16 protein-coding genes are annotated in these 17,825 nt (G+C 74.9%); 6 read left to right on the top strand and 10 right to left on the bottom strand.

Translation table 11 applies throughout. The features are described 5' to 3' along the window. Nucleotides 1-13 precede the first annotated feature (13 nt). A complete protein-coding gene (locus tag DMP15_RS08215; protein ID WP_073578470.1) occupies nucleotides 14-952 on the top strand; it encodes a nucleoside hydrolase in 939 nt (312 codons plus the stop codon). Nucleotides 953-1,065: 113 nt separating this feature from the next. On the opposite strand, the gene DMP15_RS08210 is transcribed toward DMP15_RS08215, so the two are convergent. The 9 genes from DMP15_RS08210 to DMP15_RS08170 form a co-directional block, all read right to left on the bottom strand. Then, nucleotides 1,066-2,529, bottom strand: coding sequence for a serine hydrolase domain-containing protein (locus DMP15_RS08210; protein WP_073578471.1), 1,464 nt, complete (start codon nucleotides 2,527-2,529; stop codon nucleotides 1,066-1,068). 11 nt (nucleotides 2,530-2,540) lie between these two features. Further along, entirely contained in the window at nucleotides 2,541-3,062 is a 522-nt protein-coding gene (locus DMP15_RS08205) for an ArsR/SmtB family transcription factor (RefSeq protein ID WP_301548990.1), read from the bottom strand. Between the two features lie 43 nt (nucleotides 3,063-3,105). Next, nucleotides 3,106-3,768, bottom strand: coding sequence for a helix-turn-helix transcriptional regulator (locus tag DMP15_RS08200; RefSeq protein ID WP_083659183.1), 663 nt, complete (start codon nucleotides 3,766-3,768; stop codon nucleotides 3,106-3,108). A 70-nt stretch (nucleotides 3,769-3,838) separates the two neighbouring features. Further along, nucleotides 3,839-4,444 carry a DedA family protein gene (locus DMP15_RS08195; RefSeq protein ID WP_073578473.1) on the bottom strand — a complete coding sequence of 202 codons (606 nt, stop codon included), beginning with the start codon at nucleotides 4,442-4,444 and terminating at the stop codon, nucleotides 3,839-3,841. A gap of 128 nt (nucleotides 4,445-4,572) precedes the next feature. Next, entirely contained in the window at nucleotides 4,573-5,226 is a 654-nt protein-coding gene (locus DMP15_RS08190) for a response regulator (protein WP_073578474.1), read from the bottom strand. After that, a complete protein-coding gene (gene macS / locus DMP15_RS08185; protein WP_083659166.1) occupies nucleotides 5,223-6,398 on the bottom strand; it encodes a MacS family sensor histidine kinase in 1,176 nt (391 codons plus the stop codon). The genes DMP15_RS08190 and macS overlap by 4 nt, the downstream gene beginning before the upstream one ends. Continuing rightward, the gene (locus DMP15_RS08180) at nucleotides 6,395-7,351 is read right to left on the bottom strand and encodes a class I SAM-dependent methyltransferase (protein ID WP_073578475.1); all 957 of its coding nucleotides are present in this window, start codon (nucleotides 7,349-7,351) and stop codon (nucleotides 6,395-6,397) included. Before DMP15_RS08180 ends, macS begins: the two co-directional genes overlap by 4 nt. A gap of 79 nt (nucleotides 7,352-7,430) precedes the next feature. Further along, nucleotides 7,431-8,210 carry an enoyl-CoA hydratase/isomerase family protein gene (locus DMP15_RS08175; protein ID WP_073578476.1) on the bottom strand — a complete coding sequence of 260 codons (780 nt, stop codon included), beginning with the start codon at nucleotides 8,208-8,210 and terminating at the stop codon, nucleotides 7,431-7,433. Nucleotides 8,211-8,358: 148 nt separating this feature from the next. Beyond that, a complete protein-coding gene (locus DMP15_RS08170; protein ID WP_337826681.1) occupies nucleotides 8,359-9,129 on the bottom strand; it encodes an ABC transporter ATP-binding protein in 771 nt (256 codons plus the stop codon). A gap of 100 nt (nucleotides 9,130-9,229) precedes the next feature. On the opposite strand from DMP15_RS08170, the gene glgX reads away from it, so the two are divergent. From glgX to DMP15_RS08150, 4 genes are all read left to right on the top strand, one after another. Continuing rightward, the gene (glgX, locus tag DMP15_RS08165) at nucleotides 9,230-11,251 is read left to right on the top strand and encodes a glycogen debranching protein GlgX (protein WP_073578477.1); all 2,022 of its coding nucleotides are present in this window, start codon (nucleotides 9,230-9,232) and stop codon (nucleotides 11,249-11,251) included. Between the two features lie 64 nt (nucleotides 11,252-11,315). Further along, nucleotides 11,316-11,543: an FmdB family zinc ribbon protein gene (locus tag DMP15_RS08160; protein WP_073578478.1), complete on the top strand. Its 228-nt coding sequence runs from the start codon at nucleotides 11,316-11,318 to the stop codon at nucleotides 11,541-11,543. Nucleotides 11,544-11,636: 93 nt separating this feature from the next. After that, on the top strand, nucleotides 11,637-12,137 hold the full coding sequence (locus DMP15_RS08155; RefSeq protein WP_073578479.1) for a hypothetical protein: 501 nt from the start codon (nucleotides 11,637-11,639) through the stop codon (nucleotides 12,135-12,137). 161 nt (nucleotides 12,138-12,298) lie between these two features. Next, nucleotides 12,299-12,958 carry a hypothetical protein gene (locus tag DMP15_RS08150; RefSeq protein ID WP_073578480.1) on the top strand — a complete coding sequence of 220 codons (660 nt, stop codon included), beginning with the start codon at nucleotides 12,299-12,301 and terminating at the stop codon, nucleotides 12,956-12,958. Here the strand turns inward: DMP15_RS08150 and glgP are convergent. Then, nucleotides 12,955-15,528 carry an alpha-glucan family phosphorylase gene (gene glgP, locus DMP15_RS08145; protein WP_073578588.1) on the bottom strand — a complete coding sequence of 858 codons (2,574 nt, stop codon included), beginning with the start codon at nucleotides 15,526-15,528 and terminating at the stop codon, nucleotides 12,955-12,957. The two genes, DMP15_RS08150 and glgP, sit on opposite strands and share 4 nt — an antisense overlap. Nucleotides 15,529-15,785: 257 nt before the next feature. Here glgP and DMP15_RS08140 point away from each other — a divergent pair, with 257 nt between their 5' ends. Continuing rightward, on the top strand, nucleotides 15,786-17,777 hold the full coding sequence (locus tag DMP15_RS08140) for an alpha-1,4-glucan--maltose-1-phosphate maltosyltransferase (RefSeq protein ID WP_073578589.1): 1,992 nt from the start codon (nucleotides 15,786-15,788) through the stop codon (nucleotides 17,775-17,777). Nucleotides 17,778-17,825 lie beyond the last annotated feature (48 nt).

Here is a 17,825-nt window from a genome sequence, read left to right as displayed (position 1 = left end):
TAGGCTCGCCGGTGTGCCCCGCCCCCTGATCATCTCGACCGATCCCGGCGTCGACGACGCCGTCGCGCTCGTGCTGGCCCTGCGCAGCCCCGAGGTGGACGTCCGGGCCGTCGTCGCCACCTTCGGCAACGTCGGACTGGACGCCACCCTGCCCAACGCGGGTCGCCTGCTCGCCCTCGCCGGGCGCCCGGACGTCCCGCTGGGGGTCGGCGCGGCGCGGCCGCTGGTGCACCGGCTCGAGCGGCGGGCCGGGCACGTGCACGGCTCCGACGGGCTCGGCGGGCGCGCTGCGTCGCTGCCCGGCCCCGCCGCACCGATGCCCGGGTCCGGGGCCGCGTTGATGGCGCGGGTCCTCGAGGAGGCGACCGAGCCGGTCACGATCGCCTCGATCGGCCCGCTCACCGACACCGCGATCCTGCTGGCCGCCCGCCCGGATCTGGTGGGGCGGATCGAGCGGGTCGTCGTCATGGGCGGGGCGATCGGCGGCGGGAACGTCACCGGTGCCGCCGAGTTCAACGTCCACGCCGACCCGGAGGCCGCCCACCGTGTCCTGGCCCAGGACCCCGGCGAGGGCTCCGTGCCGGTCGCGCTGGTGCCCCTGGAGACCACGCTGGGCTGTGCCGCGGGCCCGGAGTGGGTCGCCGCACTGGGCGACGCCGACCCGGTCGGCGCCGAGCTGGCCGCGATGATCGCCCCGTACATGCGGTTCTACCGGGAACGCTACGGCCGCGACGCGGTCGCCCTGCACGACGCGACGGCGCTGCTGGAGTGCGTCGCACCCGGGTCGCTGACGCCGACGCCGACGGCGCTGACCGTGGACACCGGGTTCGGCCCCGCCCGCGGGGCGACCGTGCCCGCCGGACCCGGCACCCGCCCGGTGGACGTGCTGTCCGCGCCGGACGTGCCGGCCGTCCTCGACGCGGCGCTGGCCCGGCTCACCGCGCGCCCGTAGCCGGCGCGGCGACGGCCCGACGCGGTGTGTCCCCGCACCCGGCACCCGCGGGTCGGTGCGGCGGCAGCACTGCGCGGCGCGCCTCTCGCCTCCGTGCAGCGCGCGCCCGCAGCTCAGCCGGCCCACACCACCACGGCGACCAGCAGTGCCGAGACACCGGGCCCGGCCCATGCCGTGACGGTGCGCCCGGCCGGGTGCAGCGGCAGCCCCCGGCCCCGCAGCACCGCGACCGCCAGCGCTGCGGCGGCCGGTGCGAGCGCGAGCCCCCACACCCAGCCGCCGACCGAGGCCCACGGGCCCCGGTTCCACAGCAGCACCAGCCCGAACACCGCGGTCAGCAGGCCGTCGGCGATCGGCAGCAGCGCACCCTCCCGCAGCGCGCGGCGCAGCGCGAGCAGCGAGAAGAACGCCGCGATCGCGGCCGGCGCCCACGCGAGCAGGTCCGCGCCTTCGTCGGACGGGGGTGTGCCGAACAGCAGGGTGCGGGCGACCGGTTCGACCCCGGCGGTGGTGTCGCCGAGCACGACGACCGCCCGCCCGCCCTCGCGGTCGAGGGCCAGCATGCTGCTGAACCCGGCGGTGCCTCCGTTGTGCCAGACGTAGGGGTACCGGGCGCCGTCGGCGCCGGTGGCCCCGCTGGTGACCCAGATCCAGCCGATCGACGTGCCGGGGTCGTCCTGCGCGGTCGGGACCAGCGCGCCGGTGCCGGGTGCGGCGCCGGTGAGCTGGGCCGCGGCCCAGCGCGCGAGGTCGTCGACGGTCGAGAACGTGGAGCTCCCGGCAGGCAGGTAGCCCTCGCCGGCCCAGCGGGGCGCGGGGCGGCCGTTGTCGCGGTGCCCGGGGACCGCGGTGTCCGGGACCTGCGCGCCGGTGGCGGCGAAGCTCGTCGAGGTCATGCCGAGGGGCCCCGTGATCCGGTCCGCGACCAGCTGCGGGTACCCGTCGGCGCCGGCGGCGCGGACGACCGCGGTCCCGAGCAGCGCGACGCCGAAGTTGGAGTACGTCGGCGGCTGCTGCGGGTCGACCGCGGCGGCGCGGGCGTCGTCGAGGAGCTGCGCGGTGGTCGTCGACGCGTACGGGTTCAGGTTCACCGTCGTGGCCAGGGCCCGGGCGGCGGCGGTCGCCCCCAGCGCCGGCAGCCCGGAGCGGTGCTGGGCGAGCGAGGCGAGCGTGACCGCGCCCGCCGGGGTGCCCGTCAGCTCCGGCAGTGCGCGCTCGAGCGGGTCGTCGGGGCGGACCTCGCCGCGGGTCACCGCGTCGGCGAACAACGCGGCCGTGAACGTCTTGGTGACCGACCCGATCTCGAAGGGGGCCCCGATGTCCGCGGGGCCGAGCCCGGAGGTGGTGACCGTCGTCGGCGTGACCTCGGCGACGGCGAGCGACCGGTAGCCGCCGTGCCCGCCCGCGGCGGCCCGGACCCGCTCGGCCAGGGCCGGATCGCCGGTGGTCTGCGGCCCGAGCCGTCGGTGCTCGGGGCCGGCGACCACGCCGACGAGCACCGCCAACACGGCGGCGACAGCGGCGACGGTCCCGATGCGGCGTCCGACCCCGGCGGGCGCGGAGGTGGTGGCGGTCATGGCGGGTCCTCTCAGCGGTGCGCGGCCAGGACGGTGACCAGCAGCGGGACGACCCGGGCGGCCGGGACCTCGTAGTGGCCGCGCCGGGTCGAGGCCAGCCAGCCGGCGGCGACGAGCTGGCGCAGGTGGTGGTGCAGCTGGCCGGTCGTGCCCACCGAGGGCTGTTCCAGCAGCTCGGCGGTGCTGTGCACGCCACCCAGCACGTGCTGCAGGATCGCGAGCCGCGCGGGGTGGGCGAGCGCGTCGAGGGTCGCGCTCAGCTCGGGCCAGTCGGCGTCGAGCAGGACCTCGCCCGGGCGGGCGTACTGCCAGCGGACGGTGCCCTCGTCGCCGGGGAGCCCGACGCTGCCGGCCATCAGCACCGCGCCGGGGCTGCGGGCCTCCAGCCCGGTCAGCGCCCACAGCGCGTCGTCGTCGGGGACGGAGGTGTCCGCGGGCCCGACGGCGTCCGGTCGGTCGGCGGCCCGCAGGGCCTCCTGCAGCTCGACGACGGCCTGTTCGACGGCGCGCAGCCGCTCCTCGATGCCGCTCACGCACCTCAAAATACGGAAGTACGTGGAAACGCACAAACGACGTTCAGGCGAGCCCGTACTCGATCGCGTGCCGGACGAGGGCCGCACGGCCGGGCACCTCGAACTTGCGCAGCAGCCGCTGCACGTGGTTCTCGACCGTGCGCGGGGACAGCACGAGCCGGGCCGCGATCTGCTTGGCGGTGAGCCCCTCGACCACCAGCCGCAGCACCTCGGACTCGCGCGGGCTGAGCTCGGGCACCGCGTGTGTGGGGGCCGCGACCGACTCCAGGACGACGTCGGCCAGCCCCGGGGAGAACGCGGGACGCCCGGCGGCGGCCGCGGCGGCGACGGCGGCCAGCTCCCGGGGGTCGGCACCGGTCGCGACGCCGGTCGCCCCGGCCCGTACCGCGTCGAGGACCCGGGCGTGGTCGGCGACCGCACCGGCGACGGCGAGCACCGCCGCGTCCGGCACGCGGGCGAGCACGGCGGCGATCACCGCGGGCGCCACACCCTCGGGGCCGGTCAGGTCGACCAGGACCAGACCGGGCCGGGCGCGGTCGACCGCAGCCGCGGCCCCCTCGGCGGGCGCGGGCGGCACGTGGGCCACGACCTCGACCCCCGGCGGCACCACCGGCCGCCCCACCGCCACCGCCGAGACCCGGTCGCCGTCGTCGTGCACGTCCTCAGTTCTCCCCGCCCCGTTCGTCCGGACGGCCCAGCTTGCCATGTGCCGCAGCACAGTAGGCCGTCCGAACGGCGCGGAACCCGCCGGTTCGGCGCGAACGGGCCGGGCGGGCTCAGACCGCGACGACGGGGCGGCGCAGCCGCAGCAGCGCCTTGGCCGCGGCCGCCGCGGAGGCGACGAGCGCCGCGAGGACGAACCCGGCGAGCACCGACATCAGCGGGTCGCCGTGCGTGATCGGCCCGACCAGGACGCCGATGCCGGTCATCCAGGTGCTCCACACCAGGGCGCTCGCGACGGTCGCGGGCAGGAACGCGCGCAGCGGCAGCCGGACCCGGCCGGCCGCGGACACGCTCGCCAGCCGTCCGCCGGGCAGCAGCCGGGTCGCGACCAGCGCGGCGACCGGTCGGCGATGCAGGTGGCGGCGGACCCAGGCGCCGGTCCCGTCACCGCGACGGGTGCCCCGGACGACCGAGTGGGAGCTGCGTCCCGCGCCGTAGAGCACCGCGTCGCCGAGCAGCGACCCGACCACCGCGGCACCGAACAGGGCCACGATCCGCCACCGGTCGCCGTCCGCCAGTGCGGCGGCCGTGGCGCTGAACAGCACCGGCTCGCTCGGCAGGAACGGGAGCGGCCCGTCGCACATCACGGCGACGGCGAGCAGGGGCACCAGCCAGGGGCTCTGGAGCAGGTACCCGATCAGGGCGCTCGGGTCGGTCACGGGCTCTCCGGAGGTCGAGCGTCGGGGGCGGAGCCGAGTCTGCCCGGTCCCGTGACCTGTTCGTGATGGGGGTGGCCCCCGTTACGGGTTCACTCCGCTCACCGCAGGGAACGCACCGCCCCGCCTGCTCAGTCCGCGAGGCCCTGCTCGATGGCGTACCGGACGAGCTGGCTGCGGTTGTGCAGCTGCAGCTTGCGCAGGGTGTTCTGCACGTGGCTCTCGACGGTCCGGTGCGAGACGACGAGCTTCGCCGCGATCTGCTTGGCCGTCATGCCCTTCGCGACCAGGCGCAGCACCTCGGTCTCGCGGTCGGTGAGTGCCGGGACGGCGGGCGCGCCGTCGGCGGGACGCGGGGCGTCGGCGAGCCGCCGGTACTCCCCCAGCACCAGCCCGGCCAGCCCCGGGGTGAACACGGCGACGCCGTCGGCGGTGCGCCGGATGGCCTCCAGCAGCTCGTCGACCCCGGCGGACTTCACCAGGTAGCCGAGCGCACCGGCCTTGACCGCCTCCAGGACGTCGGCGTGCTCACCGGAGGCCGACAGCACCAGTACGCGGCTGTCCGGGCTCTGCTGCCCGATCCCGGCGATCGCGTCCACGCCGGAGGTCACGCCCAGGTTGAGGTCCATGAGGATCACGTCCGGCCGCACGGCCGTCGCGATCCGGACGGCCGCGGGCGCGTCCGGGGCCGTCGCGACGACGTCGAGGCCGCGCTCGGCGAGGTCGCGGGCCACGCCCTCGCGCCAGATCGGGTGGTCGTCGACGACCATCACCCGGATGCTCATGTGTCCTCCCTGGGGACCCGGATGACCCATTCGGTCCCGATGTCCGGTCCGGTGTCCAGCGTCAGTGTCCCGCCGACGTCGCCGACGCGGCCACGGATGGAGCGGGACACCCCCATCCGGCCCTGCGCCTCGGCCTCGGCGAGGCGGCCCTCGGGGATGCCGGGGCCGTCGTCGCGGACGCTGACCTCGACCGCCCCGGGCAGCTCCTCGACCAGCACCCACGCGCGCGCGTCCGCCCCGGCGTGCAGCGCCACGTTCGCGAGCGCGGCCCGCACCGCGCCCTCCACCTCGTCGACGACCGGCCGGCCCAGCTCGACCGGACGTCCGGGGGCCGAGACGGTGACCCGGTCCGAGGCGAGGATCCGCAGCGCGGCGGCGAGGTCGCGGCACCCGGACGCGTCGGTGGTCCCCGGCCCGGACAGCAGCGCACGCAGCGCGGTCTCCTGCTCTCCGGCGAGCACGCCGAGCTCGGTCGCCCCGCCGCCCAGCTCGGCGCCGCGGCGCTGGACGTGCGCCAGCACCTGCAGGACTCCGTCGTGCACGGCCCGGGTGAGCCGCTCGCGTTCGGCGGTGGCGGCCTGTTCGGCGACGAGGCGGCGCAGCCGGGCGGCGGTGCGGTCGAGCACGTGCGCGGCGAACCCGACGGTCAGCCCGGCCAGCAGGAGCAGCTGCATGTCGCCCAGCTCCAGCACCCCGAACCGCTGCTTGGACAGCACCAGCGCCACCGAGATCACGGCGGCGGCGAGCACCCCGCCGGTGATCCGGAACGCGACCGCGCAGGCCAGCACCCCGCCGGAGGTCCAGATCGACCCCATGCCGGGGCCGCCCTCGTCGAGGTGGGCGACCCGGACGACCAGCGGCGTGGTCGCCATGATCGCGACGCAGACGCCGAGGTCGGCCAGGGCGAGCAGGCCGCGGCGGTCCGGGGCGCCGGGCAGCCCGCCGAGGTAGCCCCATGACGTCACGGCCGTCCACACCGCCATCACGACGAGCACGCCGACCGCGGCCGGCGGACGTTCGTAGCCGGTGGGCAGGTGGTAGAGCGTCACGCCGACGACCGTCAGCAGCGTGAGCAGGCGGTAGGCGATGACGCCGCGCCAGAACGGCTCCAGCGGGTGCTCCACGTCGTCCATGCTGACCGACAGCGCGCCGCGCCGGGGCCGATCGCTCATCTCGGCTTGGTACCGGTGATCAGGGCGTTGTAGAACCAGCTGCGCGGCACGACCCGGTTCAGGACGTGCTCGTCGAGCCAGGACAGCCGCTGCCAGCCGTGGTAGGCGAACATCGCCCAGTTCCAGCCGAGCTTTCCGGGCGGGACGGCCGCCTCGAAGGTCCGCACCGGCCAGCCCAGCATGGCGGCGGCGAACTCCTCGGTGGAGGCCCGCACTCCCTCTGCCCCGGCCCGGGTCGCGGTGCGCTCCAGGTCGGCCGGGTCGAAGGTGTGGATGTCGACGACCGACTCCAGCGCGGCGGCCCGGGAGGACTCGTCGAGCTCGTGCTGCGGGCGCCGCCAGCCCCGCAGGGCCGGGAGCTTCGTCAGGGTGGTCGTTGCCTTCCAGGTCCACTGGCCGAGCGTGCGGGCGTAGGCGTCGCCGACGGTGGTGGGCTCGCCCGCGAACACGAACCGCCCGCCCGGCTCCAGCACCCGCAGGACCTCACGGAACGCGGCCTCGACGTCGGGGATGTGGTGCAGCACCGCGTGCCCGACGACGAGGTCGAAGCTGTCGTCGGGGAACGGGATGTGCTCACCGTCGACGACGGCACCCTCCACCTCCAGCCCGAGGTGCTCGGCGTTGCGGGTGGCGGCGTCGACCATCCCCGGCGACAGGTCGGTGACGACGCCGCGCTCGGCGACACCGGCCTGCATCAGGTTCAGCAGGAAGAACCCGGTGCCGCTGCCCAGTTCCAGGGCGCGCAGGTAGGGGCGGCCGTCCCACGGGGCCGCGGCACGGAATCGGCCCGCGGCGTAGTCGATGCAGCGCTCGTCGTAGCTGATCGACCACTTCTCGTCGTAGGTGCCCGCCTCCCAGTCGTGGTAGAGCACGTTGGCGAGCTTCGGGTCGTGCCAGGCCGCCTCGACCTGCTCGGCGGTGGCGTGCGGGGTGGGCGCCGGGTCCGAACTCATGAGTAGGAGTTTCGCAGAACACGGCCGCCGACCTGCTCCCCGCCCGGGCGCGTCGCGCGTCCGGGCGGGGGCGGACGGCTCAGCGGCCGGTGAAGGTGGCCTTGCCGGGGCCGTTCTCGACGAAGCTGGCCATGCCGGCCTTCGCGTCGTCGGTGGCGAACACGCCCGCGAACAGCTCGGACTCAATGTCCAGGCCGGTACGCAGGTCGGTGTCGAGGCCGTTGTCGATCGCCTTCTTGGCGGCGGCGTAGGCCAGGGCGGGGCCCGCGGTGAACTGCTGCGCCCAGGCGACGGCGCGGGTGTAGACCTCGTCGGCCGGGACGACCTCGTCCACCAGCCCGATCGCCAGCGCCTCGTCGGCCTTCACCATGCGGCCGGTGTAGATCAGGTCCTTGGTGCGCGACGGCCCGATCAGTCGCGCGGCGCGCTGGGTGCCGCCGCCACCCGGGAAGATGCCGAGCAGGATCTCCGGGAAGCCGAGCTTGACGTTGTCCCCCGCGATGCGCCGGTCGGCCCCGAGTACGACCTCCAGGCCGCCGCCGAGGGCGTAACCGGTCACCGCGGCGACGGTCGGCTTCGGGATCGTCGAGACGGCCCCCAGCCCGGCGGACAGCCGCCGCGCCTGCGGCGCCATGTCCGAGTAGGACATCGACGCCATCTCCTTGACGTCCGCACCCGCGGCGAAGGTCTTCTCCCCGCCGTACACGACGACCGCACGCACGTCGGCGCGGGTGGCGGCCTCGTCGGCCACCTCCAGCAGCTCACCCTGGATCTGACGGTTCAGGGCGTTCATCGGCGGGCGGTCGATCCGGATCGTCCCGACGCCCTCGTCCACGGACAGGCTCACGAATTCGGTCACGTCTGCGGACCCTAGTCGCCTCCGGCGCCCTGGAGCGCGCAGTGATCCGACCCGGCCGCCTCGGCCCGCGTGGCGTCCCGTCCCGGTTCGCGGCGACCCGCGCGACGGTCGCCCCACGCGGGTGCGGGCACCGGCGCCCGGCGGCGGATCAGTCGCGCCGGTGGGCGGTGAACCGTCCGTTGCCGCGGCGCTCGACGGTCAGCGGCAGCCCGAACGTCTCCGACAGCGGCTCGGAGGTCATGACCTCGTCCAGGAGCCCCGCGGCGACCACACGCCCTTCACGCAGCAGCAGCCCGTGGCTGTAGTTCGGCGGGATCTCCTCGACGTGGTGGGTGACCAGCACCGACGCCGGGGCGTACGGGTCGTCGGCGAGGTCGGCGAGCCGGGTGACGAGGTCCTCGCGGCCGCCGAGGTCCAGCCCGGCGGCGGGCTCGTCGAGCAGCAGCAGTTCCGGGTCGGTCATCAGCGCGCGGGCGATCAGGGTCCGCTTGCGCTCGCCCTCGGAGAGCGTGCCGTACGCGCGCCCGGCGAACCCCGCCATGCCGAGCTGGCCCAGCAGCTGCTCGGCGCGGCCGGTGTCGTCGCGCTCGTACTCCTCGCGCCAGCGCCCGAGGACCGCGTAGCCCGCGGAGACGACGACGTCGGAGACGATCTCGTCGCCCGGGATCCGGACGCCCAGGTTCGCCGAGGTGAGACCGATCCGGGTGCGGAGCTCGAAGACGTTGACCCGGCCCATGCGCTCACCGAGCACATGGACGGTGCCGGCGGTCGGGTGCAGCTCCGCACCGGCGAGCCGGAGCAGGGTCGTCTTGCCGGCGCCGTTCGGGCCGAGGACGACCCAGCGCTCGTCGAGTTCCACCCGCCAGTCGACGGCATCGAGCAGGATGGTGTCGCCGCGGCGGACGGTGACGCCGTCCATCCTGACGACCACGTCCTCGTCGTCGATCGGGGTGGAAACGGGTGTGACACCGGGCGCGGACGGGGTTCGGGGCGAAGTCACCCCCCTATCCTGGCCGATCGTGCCTGTCTTCCCCCTCGGTGCCCACCCCGACGACCACGGGACCCGCTTCGCGGTCGCCACCACCAGCGCCGAGACCGTCGAGGTGTGCCTGATCGACGGCGCCGCCGACGGTGAGGGCGGTGGTCTCACCGAGCGGCGCGTCGAGCTGCGTGAACACACCTTCGGCGTGTGGCACGGCCACGTGCCCGGGGTGCGGCCCGGTCAGCGCTACGGCTACCGGGTGCACGGCGAGTACCGGCCGTTCCACGGGCTGCGCGCGAACCCGCACAAGATCCTCGTCGACCCCTACGCCGCGCGGATCACCGGCACCGTCACCGACGTCGTCGCCGCCCGCGGGTGGGACGGCGACCCGATGTCCGGGCGGCCCAGCACCGTCGACTCGCTCGGCTCGGTGCCGCTGTCGGTCGTCACCGCCACCGACGCCGCGCCGCGCCCACCCCGCCCGGACGTGCCGTGGTCGGAGACGGTGATCTCGGAGATCCACGTGCGCGGCTGGACGAAGCTCCACCCCGAGGTGCCCGAGGCGCACCGTGGCACCTACCTCGGGCTGGCCCACCCGGCGGTGATCGCGCAGCTGCAGCGGACCGGGGTGACGGCCGTCGAGCTGCTCCCGGTGCAGGCCAACGCCCCCGAGCCACCGCTGCTGGAGCGGGGCGCGCCGAACTACTGGGGCTACGCCACGCTGGGCTTCCTCGCCCCGCACGCCGGCTACGCCTCGGACCCCGGCAACGAGGTCGCGGAGTTCCGCTACCTCGTCGACACCCTGCACGCGGCCGGGATCGAGGTCGTCCTCGACATCGTCCCCAACCACACCTGCGAGGGCGGGGTCGGCGGCACCACCCTGTCCTACCGCGGCCTCGACGCGCCGGCGTACTACTCGCTCGGCGGGTCCGGGCACGACGCCGACATCACCGGCACCGGCAACACCCTCGACGCCGGCTCCCCCACGGTGATCCGGTTGGTCTGCGACGCCATGCGGCACTGGGTGCACGCCTACGGCGTCGACGGGTTCCGGATCGACCTCGCCTCGGTGCTCGGTCGCCCGCGGTCGGGTCCGTTCTCCCCGGACTCCGCACTGCTCACCGCGATCGCCCAGGACCCGACCCTGTCGACGACCAAGTTGATCGCCGAGCCGTGGGACGCGACCGGCGAGGGCTACCGCGTCGGCGGGTTCGGCGTGGCGTGGTCGGAGTGGAACGGCCGTTACCGCGACGCGGTGCGCGACTTCTGGCGCGGCCACGGCGGCGTCGCCGAGCTGGCGTCGCGGCTGACCGGCAGCTCCGACATCTACCAGCACTCCGGGCGTCGCCCGTGGGCCTCGGTCAACTTCGTCACCGCCCACGACGGCTTCACCCTGCGCGACCTCGTGTCCTACGAGCACAAGCACAACGAGGGCAACGGCGAGAACAACCGCGACGGCACCGACGACAACCGCTCGCAGAACCACGGCGCCGAGGGCCCGACCGACGACGCCGGCATCCGCGCCGCCCGGCAGGCCACGGCCCGGGCGATGATGGCGACGCTGCTGCTGTCGATCGGCACCCCGATGATCACCGGTGGCGACGAGCGCTGGCGCACCCAGGACGGCAACAACAACGCCTACTGCCGCGACGACGAGACCTCCTGGGTGGACTGGACCCGCACCGACGAGACCACGGCGATGGAGGCGTTCACCGCCAAGGTCGCCGCACTGCGCCACGAGTCACCGGTGCTGCACCGCGACCAGTTCTACGTCGACGGCGAGGTCCTCTGGTGGGACCCGTCCGGGCGGCCGATGGAGCCCGGGGACTGGCACGACGGCGGCCGCCGCACCCTCGCGCTGCTGCTGGCCGACTACTGGCTGCTGGTCCTGCACGCCGGCGACGAGCCCGCCGACTGCGTGCTGCCCAGCGACCACGGATTCGACCCGGTCCTGGACTCGACCGCGCCCGACGGCACCCCCGCCGACACCACCCCGCTCGACGCCGGGGCGACGATCGTCCTGCCGCCCCGCTCGGTACGCCTGCTGCGCAGCCGCTGACCGGACCCGGCCAGCCGGGTTCGGGGAGCTGGGTCCGACGGGCCGGGCAGCGTAGGCTCCGCGCATGCCGCGCTACGAGTTCCGCTGCCGCGAGTGCGCCACGACGTTCGAGGTCGAACGGCCGATGGCCGCGTCGTCGGACCCGGCGGACTGCCCGCACGGGCACGCGGACACCGTCAAGCTGCTCTCGACGATCGCGCTCGGCGGCCGGTCCGGTGCCGCACCCCGGCCCGCGATGACCCCGGCCGGTGGCGGCGGGGGCTGCTGCGGCGGCGGGTGCTGCGGCGGCTGACCCGTGCCGACGACGGGTCCCGCCCCCTCGGACCACGGTCCGGCGGGCGGAGGTCCGGCGGGCGGTGGGAGGTCACGGGCGGCCCGGCGCGTCGTGCTCGTGCTCCCGGCCGTCCTGCTGGTCGGTGTCCTGGGCGCGGGCTGTGCGGGTTCCTCCCCGCTCGCCCCGACCCGCGGCGCGGAGACCGCGGCGGGCCCGAGCGCGTCCGCCGACGCCGCACCGTCGGACTCCGCGTCGACCGGCACCGGACCGCCGGTGACGATCGTGCTCGGCAGCCCGGACCGGCCGCAGGCCCGCGGTCTCGGGACCGCGCGGCCGCCGCTGGTCGGCCTCGGCAGGGCGAGCTCCACCGGCATCGTCGAGGACCTGACGTGGCAGAGCTGGGGCGGCCCGACCGCCACCGGCACCGGGACGGCCGCCTACGCCGCCCCCGGGCAGCCGCTCGCCGCCGCGACCCGGGAACGGGCGACGGTGGTCGCGGCCGACCCGGGCACCTGCGCCGGGCGTCCGGCCTACCGCACGCTGACCTGGTACTTCCCCCAGCACGGCGAGATCCCCGGTGCCCACACCCCGCTGCCCGTCTGCGGCGACTGACCGCCACACCATTACTGGGCCGGACGGGCGTATTCCGCTCGAACGTGTGACGTACGTCAACACTGCTCCGATACGCCGAGAGCATCTGTCCCCGTGGGACTGGAGTCCACGTGCCCCGAGCGCTCCCCCGCCTTCTCCGTGCCGCCACCGCCGTCGCCGCCGTGGCCACCACCGCTCTGCTCACGACGGCGGCGATCCCCGCCCCGCCGTCACCGCCGGCCGAGGCGCTCACGGCGCCCGGCCCGGTGCAGGCCCTGCAGGTCTCCCCCGTACCCGGCGGCGGCGCCCGCGGCCTCGGCCTGCAGGTGTCCTGGTCCCCGCCCGTCCGGAACGAGGGCGCCCTGCGCACCCACTACGACGTCGAGGTCCGCGACCACGCGGGCGCCGTCCTCCACTCCGCCTCGACCGAGACCACCACCAGCGCCCCGGTGTACGGCGACTACTGCGTCGCGCCGTTCACGGTGTCGGTGCGCGCGGTGAGCCGCGACGTCGACGAGAGCCGGTCCGAGCCGGGGCCCGCCGTCCTCACCACGTACGGCGAGCAGGCCCCGTGCGCCCTCACGATGTCGATCACCGCGGCCCGCGCCGCCGACGGGCGCGTGCACGTGCGTGCCACCCGCGAGGCGCCGGTCGACCCCTTCGTGTCCGGCCCGTGCACGCTCGCGACGGCCGGCCGGGTGCTCTGGTCGGGCACCTGCGGCGGCTACGCCGCCACCCAGGACATCGTGGTCGGCGCGCTGCCCCCGGGACCGCGGGAGCTCACGCTGACCACCGTCGCCCCGCGGGGTGAGCGCACCACGAGCCGGACCACGCTGCGCTAGCCCGCCAGGACGATCCGCCCCAGCTCGACCGACGACGCCAGGTGCGGGTGGTGCGGCAGCACCCGCACCGTGTACCCGGTCAGCCCCGCGTGCGGCAGCGGCACGGCGACCTCCCAGGATCCGTCGCCGCGGTGCTCCATCGCGACGGTCACCGGGTCCGCCAGCTCGTCGGAGGAGTCGACCCGCCCAACGACGGCCTCGACCGTCACGTCCGACGGGTCCAGCCCGGCCAGGTCCACCCCCGCCCGGACGGTCATGGGCGACCCCACGACCGGGGTGTCGGGCAGCCCGGACGCGTCGACACCGGTGATCCGGACGTGGTTCCACGCCTTGTTCAGCCGGGCCCGGAACTGCGCGATGTCGCGGGCGACGGCGTAGTCCGACGCGGCCGCGTCCGCGGCGGCGCGGGCCGCCGGGGTGTACCAGTCCTGCACGTACTCCCGCACCATCCGGGTGGCCTGCACCTTCGGCCGCAGGGTGGTGAGGGTGTGGCGGACCATCTCGACCCAGCGGTGCGGGACACCGTCGACGCGGTCGTAGAACGCCGGGCCGACCTGGGTGGCGATGAGCTCGTAGAGGGCGTTGGCCTCGAGGTCGTCGCGCCGGGTCGGGTCCTCGACGCCGTCGGCGGTGGGGATGGCCCAGCCGTTGGCGCCGTCGTAGAACTCGTCCCACCAGCCGTCGCGGATGGACAGGTTCAGCCCGCCGTTGAGCGCGGACTTCATGCCGGAGGTGCCGCAGGCCTCCAGCGGGCGCAGCGGGTTGTTCAGCCAGACGTCGCAGCCCCAGTAGAGGTAGCGGGCCATCGACATGTCGTAGTCGGGCAGGAAGACGATGCGGTGGCGCACGCCGGCGTCGTCGGCGAAGCGCACGATCTGCTGGATGAGCGCCTTGCCGCCGTCGTCGGCGGGGTGCGACTTCCCCGCGACGACGAGCTGCACCGGCCGGTGCGGGTCGAGCAGCAGGCTGCGGAGCCGGTCGGCGTCGCGCAGCATCAGCGTGAGCCGCTTGTAGGTCGGGACCCGGCGGGCGAAGCCGACCGTGAGCACGTCGCGGTCGAAGACGTGGTCGGTCCAGCCCAGCTCCGGCTCGGACGCACCCCGCTCCAGCCAGGCGGCGCGCACCCGGCGGCGGACCTCGTCGACCAGCCGGGACCGCAGCGTGTTGCGCAGGCCCCACACGTCGGCGTCGGACACCGCGGCGGTGCTGCTGCCGGGCTCCCCGAGCAGCTCGGTGACCTGGTGGGCCTCCCAGGTGGGGCCGTGCACGCCGTTGGTGACCGAGCCGATCGGCACCTCCTCGCGGTCGAACCCGGCCCACAGCCCGCCGAACATCTCCCGCGACACCGTCCCGTGCAGCCGGGAGACACCGTTGGCGCGCTGGGCCAGGCGCAGACCCATGTGCGCCATGTTGAACGTCTCCGGATCCTCCTCGGCGCCGAGCGCGAGGAGCCGGTCGGTCGGCAGGCCCGGCAGCAGCCGGTCGGTGAGGTAGTGCCGCACGAGGTCCAGGCCGAACCGGTCGATGCCGGCGGGCACCGGGGTGTGGGTGGTGAACACCGTGCCCGCGCGGACGGCGGCGAGCGCCTCGTCGAAGTCCAGCCCGCCGGACGACGCGGACGCCGTCGCCGGTCCCGCGCCGTTGGACGACACCGCCGAGCCGGTGCACAGCTCGCGGATCCGCTCGCAGCCGAGGAACCCGGCGTGGCCCTCGTTGGTGTGGAAGACCTCCGGCGTCGGGTGCCCGGTGAGCCGGCAGAACGCGCGGACCGCGCGGACCCCGCCGACACCGATCAGGATCTCCTGCTGGATGCGGTGGTTCTGGTCGCCGCCGTAGAGCCGGTCGGTGACCCCGCGCAGGTCGGCCCCGCCGTCGGAGCCGGCGTTCTCCTCGATGTCGGTGTCGAGCAGCAGCAGCGGGACCCGCCCGACCGCGGCCTGCCAGATCCGCGCGTGCAGCGTGCGGTCCCCCGGCATCGCGACCTCGACGAGCTCCGGCGCGCCGGAGGCGTCGGTGAGCAGCTGCAGCGGCAACCCCTGTGGGTCGATCGCCGGATAGTGCTCGAGCTGCCAGCCGTCGAGCGACAGGGACTGACGGAAGTACCCCGACCGGTACAGCAGCCCCACCGCGACGAGCGGAACGCCCAGGTCCGAGGCGGCCTTCAGGTGGTCGCCGGCGAGCACGCCGAGACCGCCGGAGTAGTTGGGCAGCACCTCCGAGACGCCGAACTCCATCGAGAAGTACGCGACGGCCGACGGCCGGCCCGCGCCGTCGGCCTCGTCGTACCAGCGCGGCTCGGACAGGTAGGCCTCCAGCTCCGCGGCCCGCTCGGCGACCTCGGCGGCGACCGCGTCGTCCGCGGCGAGCTCGGCCAGCCGACCGGTGGGGATCTCGCCGAGCAGGCGGACCGGGTCCTGCCCGCTGGCGTCCCAGGCGTCGGGGTCCAGGGAGGCGAACAGGTCCCGGGTCGGCGCGTGCCAGGTCCACCGCAGGTTCGTCGCCAGTGTCTGCAGCGGCGCGAGCGGAGCGGGGAGCTGGGCACGGACGGTGAAACGACGGAGGGCTCTCACGGCCGCGAGGGTAGCCGGGAACACCGACACGCACGCGGTGTCCCGCCCGGCCGGGACGGGGTCCCACCGGTAGGGTCGCACTGCCGCGGGATCAGTGGGTCCGTGCACGTCGAATCGGTTCCGTCCACATCCGTTCCGATCCGTTCACGCCGATGGTCCCGCGGGTGTGGCGACAGGTGACGTGGCGGCGTCAGACTGACCGTCTCGACTCTGGTGGGACTTCTACCGACGGTGACAATTTCCTGGGGGTGCAGCCGATGACCGGTCGGCTCGGAATCGACGACGTGACCCCGTTCGTGGAGAGCGGAGACCCGGCCAAGGCCGTGGTCGGCGAGGTCGTCCCGATCCGGGCGACCGTGTGGCGGGAGGGACACGACGCCGTCGCGGCGAACGTCGTGTTCACCCCGCTGTCGGCCGACGGGACGCCGGGCGACGCGCAGTACGTGCGGATGCAGCCCGACGGGGTGGGCACCGACCGCTTCGTGGCCTGGGTCCGCCCCGACGCCGAGGGTCGCTGGACCTTCCGCGTCGACGCGTGGAGCGACCCGTGGGCGACCTGGCGCTCGGGTGTGGAGAAGAAGATCGCCGCGGGCCAGACGGCCGAGGAGCTGGCCAACGACCTCGAGGTCGGCGCCCGGCTGCTCGCCAGGGTCGGGCGTCGCCCGGCCGAGAAGGACAGCCGCGACCTGCTGCTCGGTGCCGCGAACACGCTGCGGGACACCGCGCTGCCGCTGCGCGCGCGGGTCGCCCCCGCCCTGTTCGACGCCGTCGTCGCGATCATGACCGAGCGCCCGGTCCGGGAGCTCATCACCCGCGGCCCGGAGCGGACGATCTTCGTCGACCGGCCCCGCGCGCTCTACGGCTCCTGGTACGAGTTCTTCCCGCGCTCCACCGGCGGGCGGGACGAGACCGGCCGGCCGGTGCACGGCACGTTCGCGACGTCGTCGAAGGAGCTCGACCGCGTCGCGCGGATGGGCTTCGACGTCGTCTACCTGCCGCCGATCCACCCGGTCGGCACGGTGCACCGCAAGGGCCGCAACAACTCCACCCACGCCGAGCCGGGCGACGTCGGTTCCCCGTGGGCGATCGGCTCGGCCGCGGGCGGGCACGACGCGATCGACCCCGAGCTGGGCGACTTCGACGACTTCGACGCGTTCGTCGCGCGGGCGAACGAGCTGGGCATGGAGGTCGCGCTCGACCTGGCGCTGCAGTGCGCCCCGGACCACCCGTGGGTCACCGAGCACCCGGAGTGGTTCACCGTCCGCCCGGACGGCACCATCGCCTACGCGGAGAACCCGCCGAAGCGCTACCAGGACATCTACCCGCTGAACTTCGACCGCGACCCGGCGGGCATCTACGCCGAGTGCCTGCGCGTGGTGCTGAAGTGGGTCGAGCACGGGGTGACGATCTTCCGCGTCGACAACCCGCACACCAAGCCGCCGAACTTCTGGCACTGGCTGATCTGGGAGGTCAAGCGGACCCACCCGGAGGTGCTGTTCCTGGCCGAGGCGTTCACCCGCCCGGCCCGGCTGTTCGGGCTCGCGCGGCTGGGCTTCACCCAGTCCTACACGTACTTCACGTGGCGGACGGAGAAGGAGGAGCTCGCCGACTTCGCGACGATGCACGCCGAGCACGCCGACGAGTGCCGTCCGAACCTGTTCACCAACACCCCGGACATCCTGCACGAGTCGCTGCAGACCGGCGGCCCGGCGATGTTCGCGATCCGGGCGACCCTGGCCGCGACGATGGCGCCGACCTGGGGCGTCTACTCCGGCTTCGAGCTCTACGAGGGCACGCCGGTCAAGCCGGGCAGCGAGGAGTACCTCGACTCGGAGAAGTACGAGCTGCGGCCGCGGGACTTCGAGTCCGCCCTGAACCAGGGGCGCTCGCTGGAGCCGTACCTGACCCGGCTCAACGAGATCCGCCGCGCGCACCCGGCGCTGCAGCAGCTGCGCGAGATCCACTTCCACGAGGTGGACAACGAGCACATCATCGCCTTCTCCAAGGTGGACCCGTCCACCGGCGACCAGGTGCTCGTGGTGTGCACGCTGGACTCGCACGCGCCGCAGCAGGGCACCCTCAAGCTGGACATGCCGGCGCTGGGGCTGCGGTACACCGACGTCGTCGAGGTGCACGACGAGGTGTCGGGCGAGACCTACCGCTGGGGCGAGTACAACTTCGTGCGGCTGGTCCCGACCGACCACGTCGCGCACGTGATCACGCTGCCCGCGCAGGCCCCGCTGCTCTGACCCGCCCCGTCCGCCGCCGTCCACACCCGTCGCGACGGGTGTGGACGG

This window comes from Pseudonocardia sp. UM4_GMWB1, assembly GCF_017312155.1.
Taxonomy (GTDB): domain Bacteria; phylum Actinomycetota; class Actinomycetes; order Mycobacteriales; family Pseudonocardiaceae; genus Pseudonocardia; species Pseudonocardia alni.
Note: the sequence above shows the minus strand (reverse complement) of the source record. Positions and strands in the feature narration are given on the sequence as shown.

Coding starts and splice junctions, on each gene's coding strand:
- DMP15_RS08210 (WP_073578471.1), bottom strand. CDS start 2,529: ATGACCGCCACCACCTCCGCGCCCGCCGGGGTCGGACGCCGCATCGGG.
- DMP15_RS08200 (WP_083659183.1), bottom strand. CDS start 3,768: ATGGCAAGCTGGGCCGTCCGGACGAACGGGGCGGGGAGAACTGAGGAC.
- DMP15_RS08190 (WP_073578474.1), bottom strand. CDS start 5,226: ATGAGCATCCGGGTGATGGTCGTCGACGACCACCCGATCTGGCGCGAG.
- macS (WP_083659166.1), bottom strand. CDS start 6,398: ATGAGCGATCGGCCCCGGCGCGGCGCGCTGTCGGTCAGCATGGACGAC.
- DMP15_RS08180 (WP_073578475.1), bottom strand. CDS start 7,351: ATGAGTTCGGACCCGGCGCCCACCCCGCACGCCACCGCCGAGCAGGTC.
- DMP15_RS08170 (WP_337826681.1), bottom strand. CDS start 9,129: ATGGACGGCGTCACCGTCCGCCGCGGCGACACCATCCTGCTCGATGCC.
- DMP15_RS08160 (WP_073578478.1), top strand. CDS start 11,316: ATGCCGCGCTACGAGTTCCGCTGCCGCGAGTGCGCCACGACGTTCGAG.
- DMP15_RS08140 (WP_073578589.1), top strand. CDS start 15,786: ATGACCGGTCGGCTCGGAATCGACGACGTGACCCCGTTCGTGGAGAGC.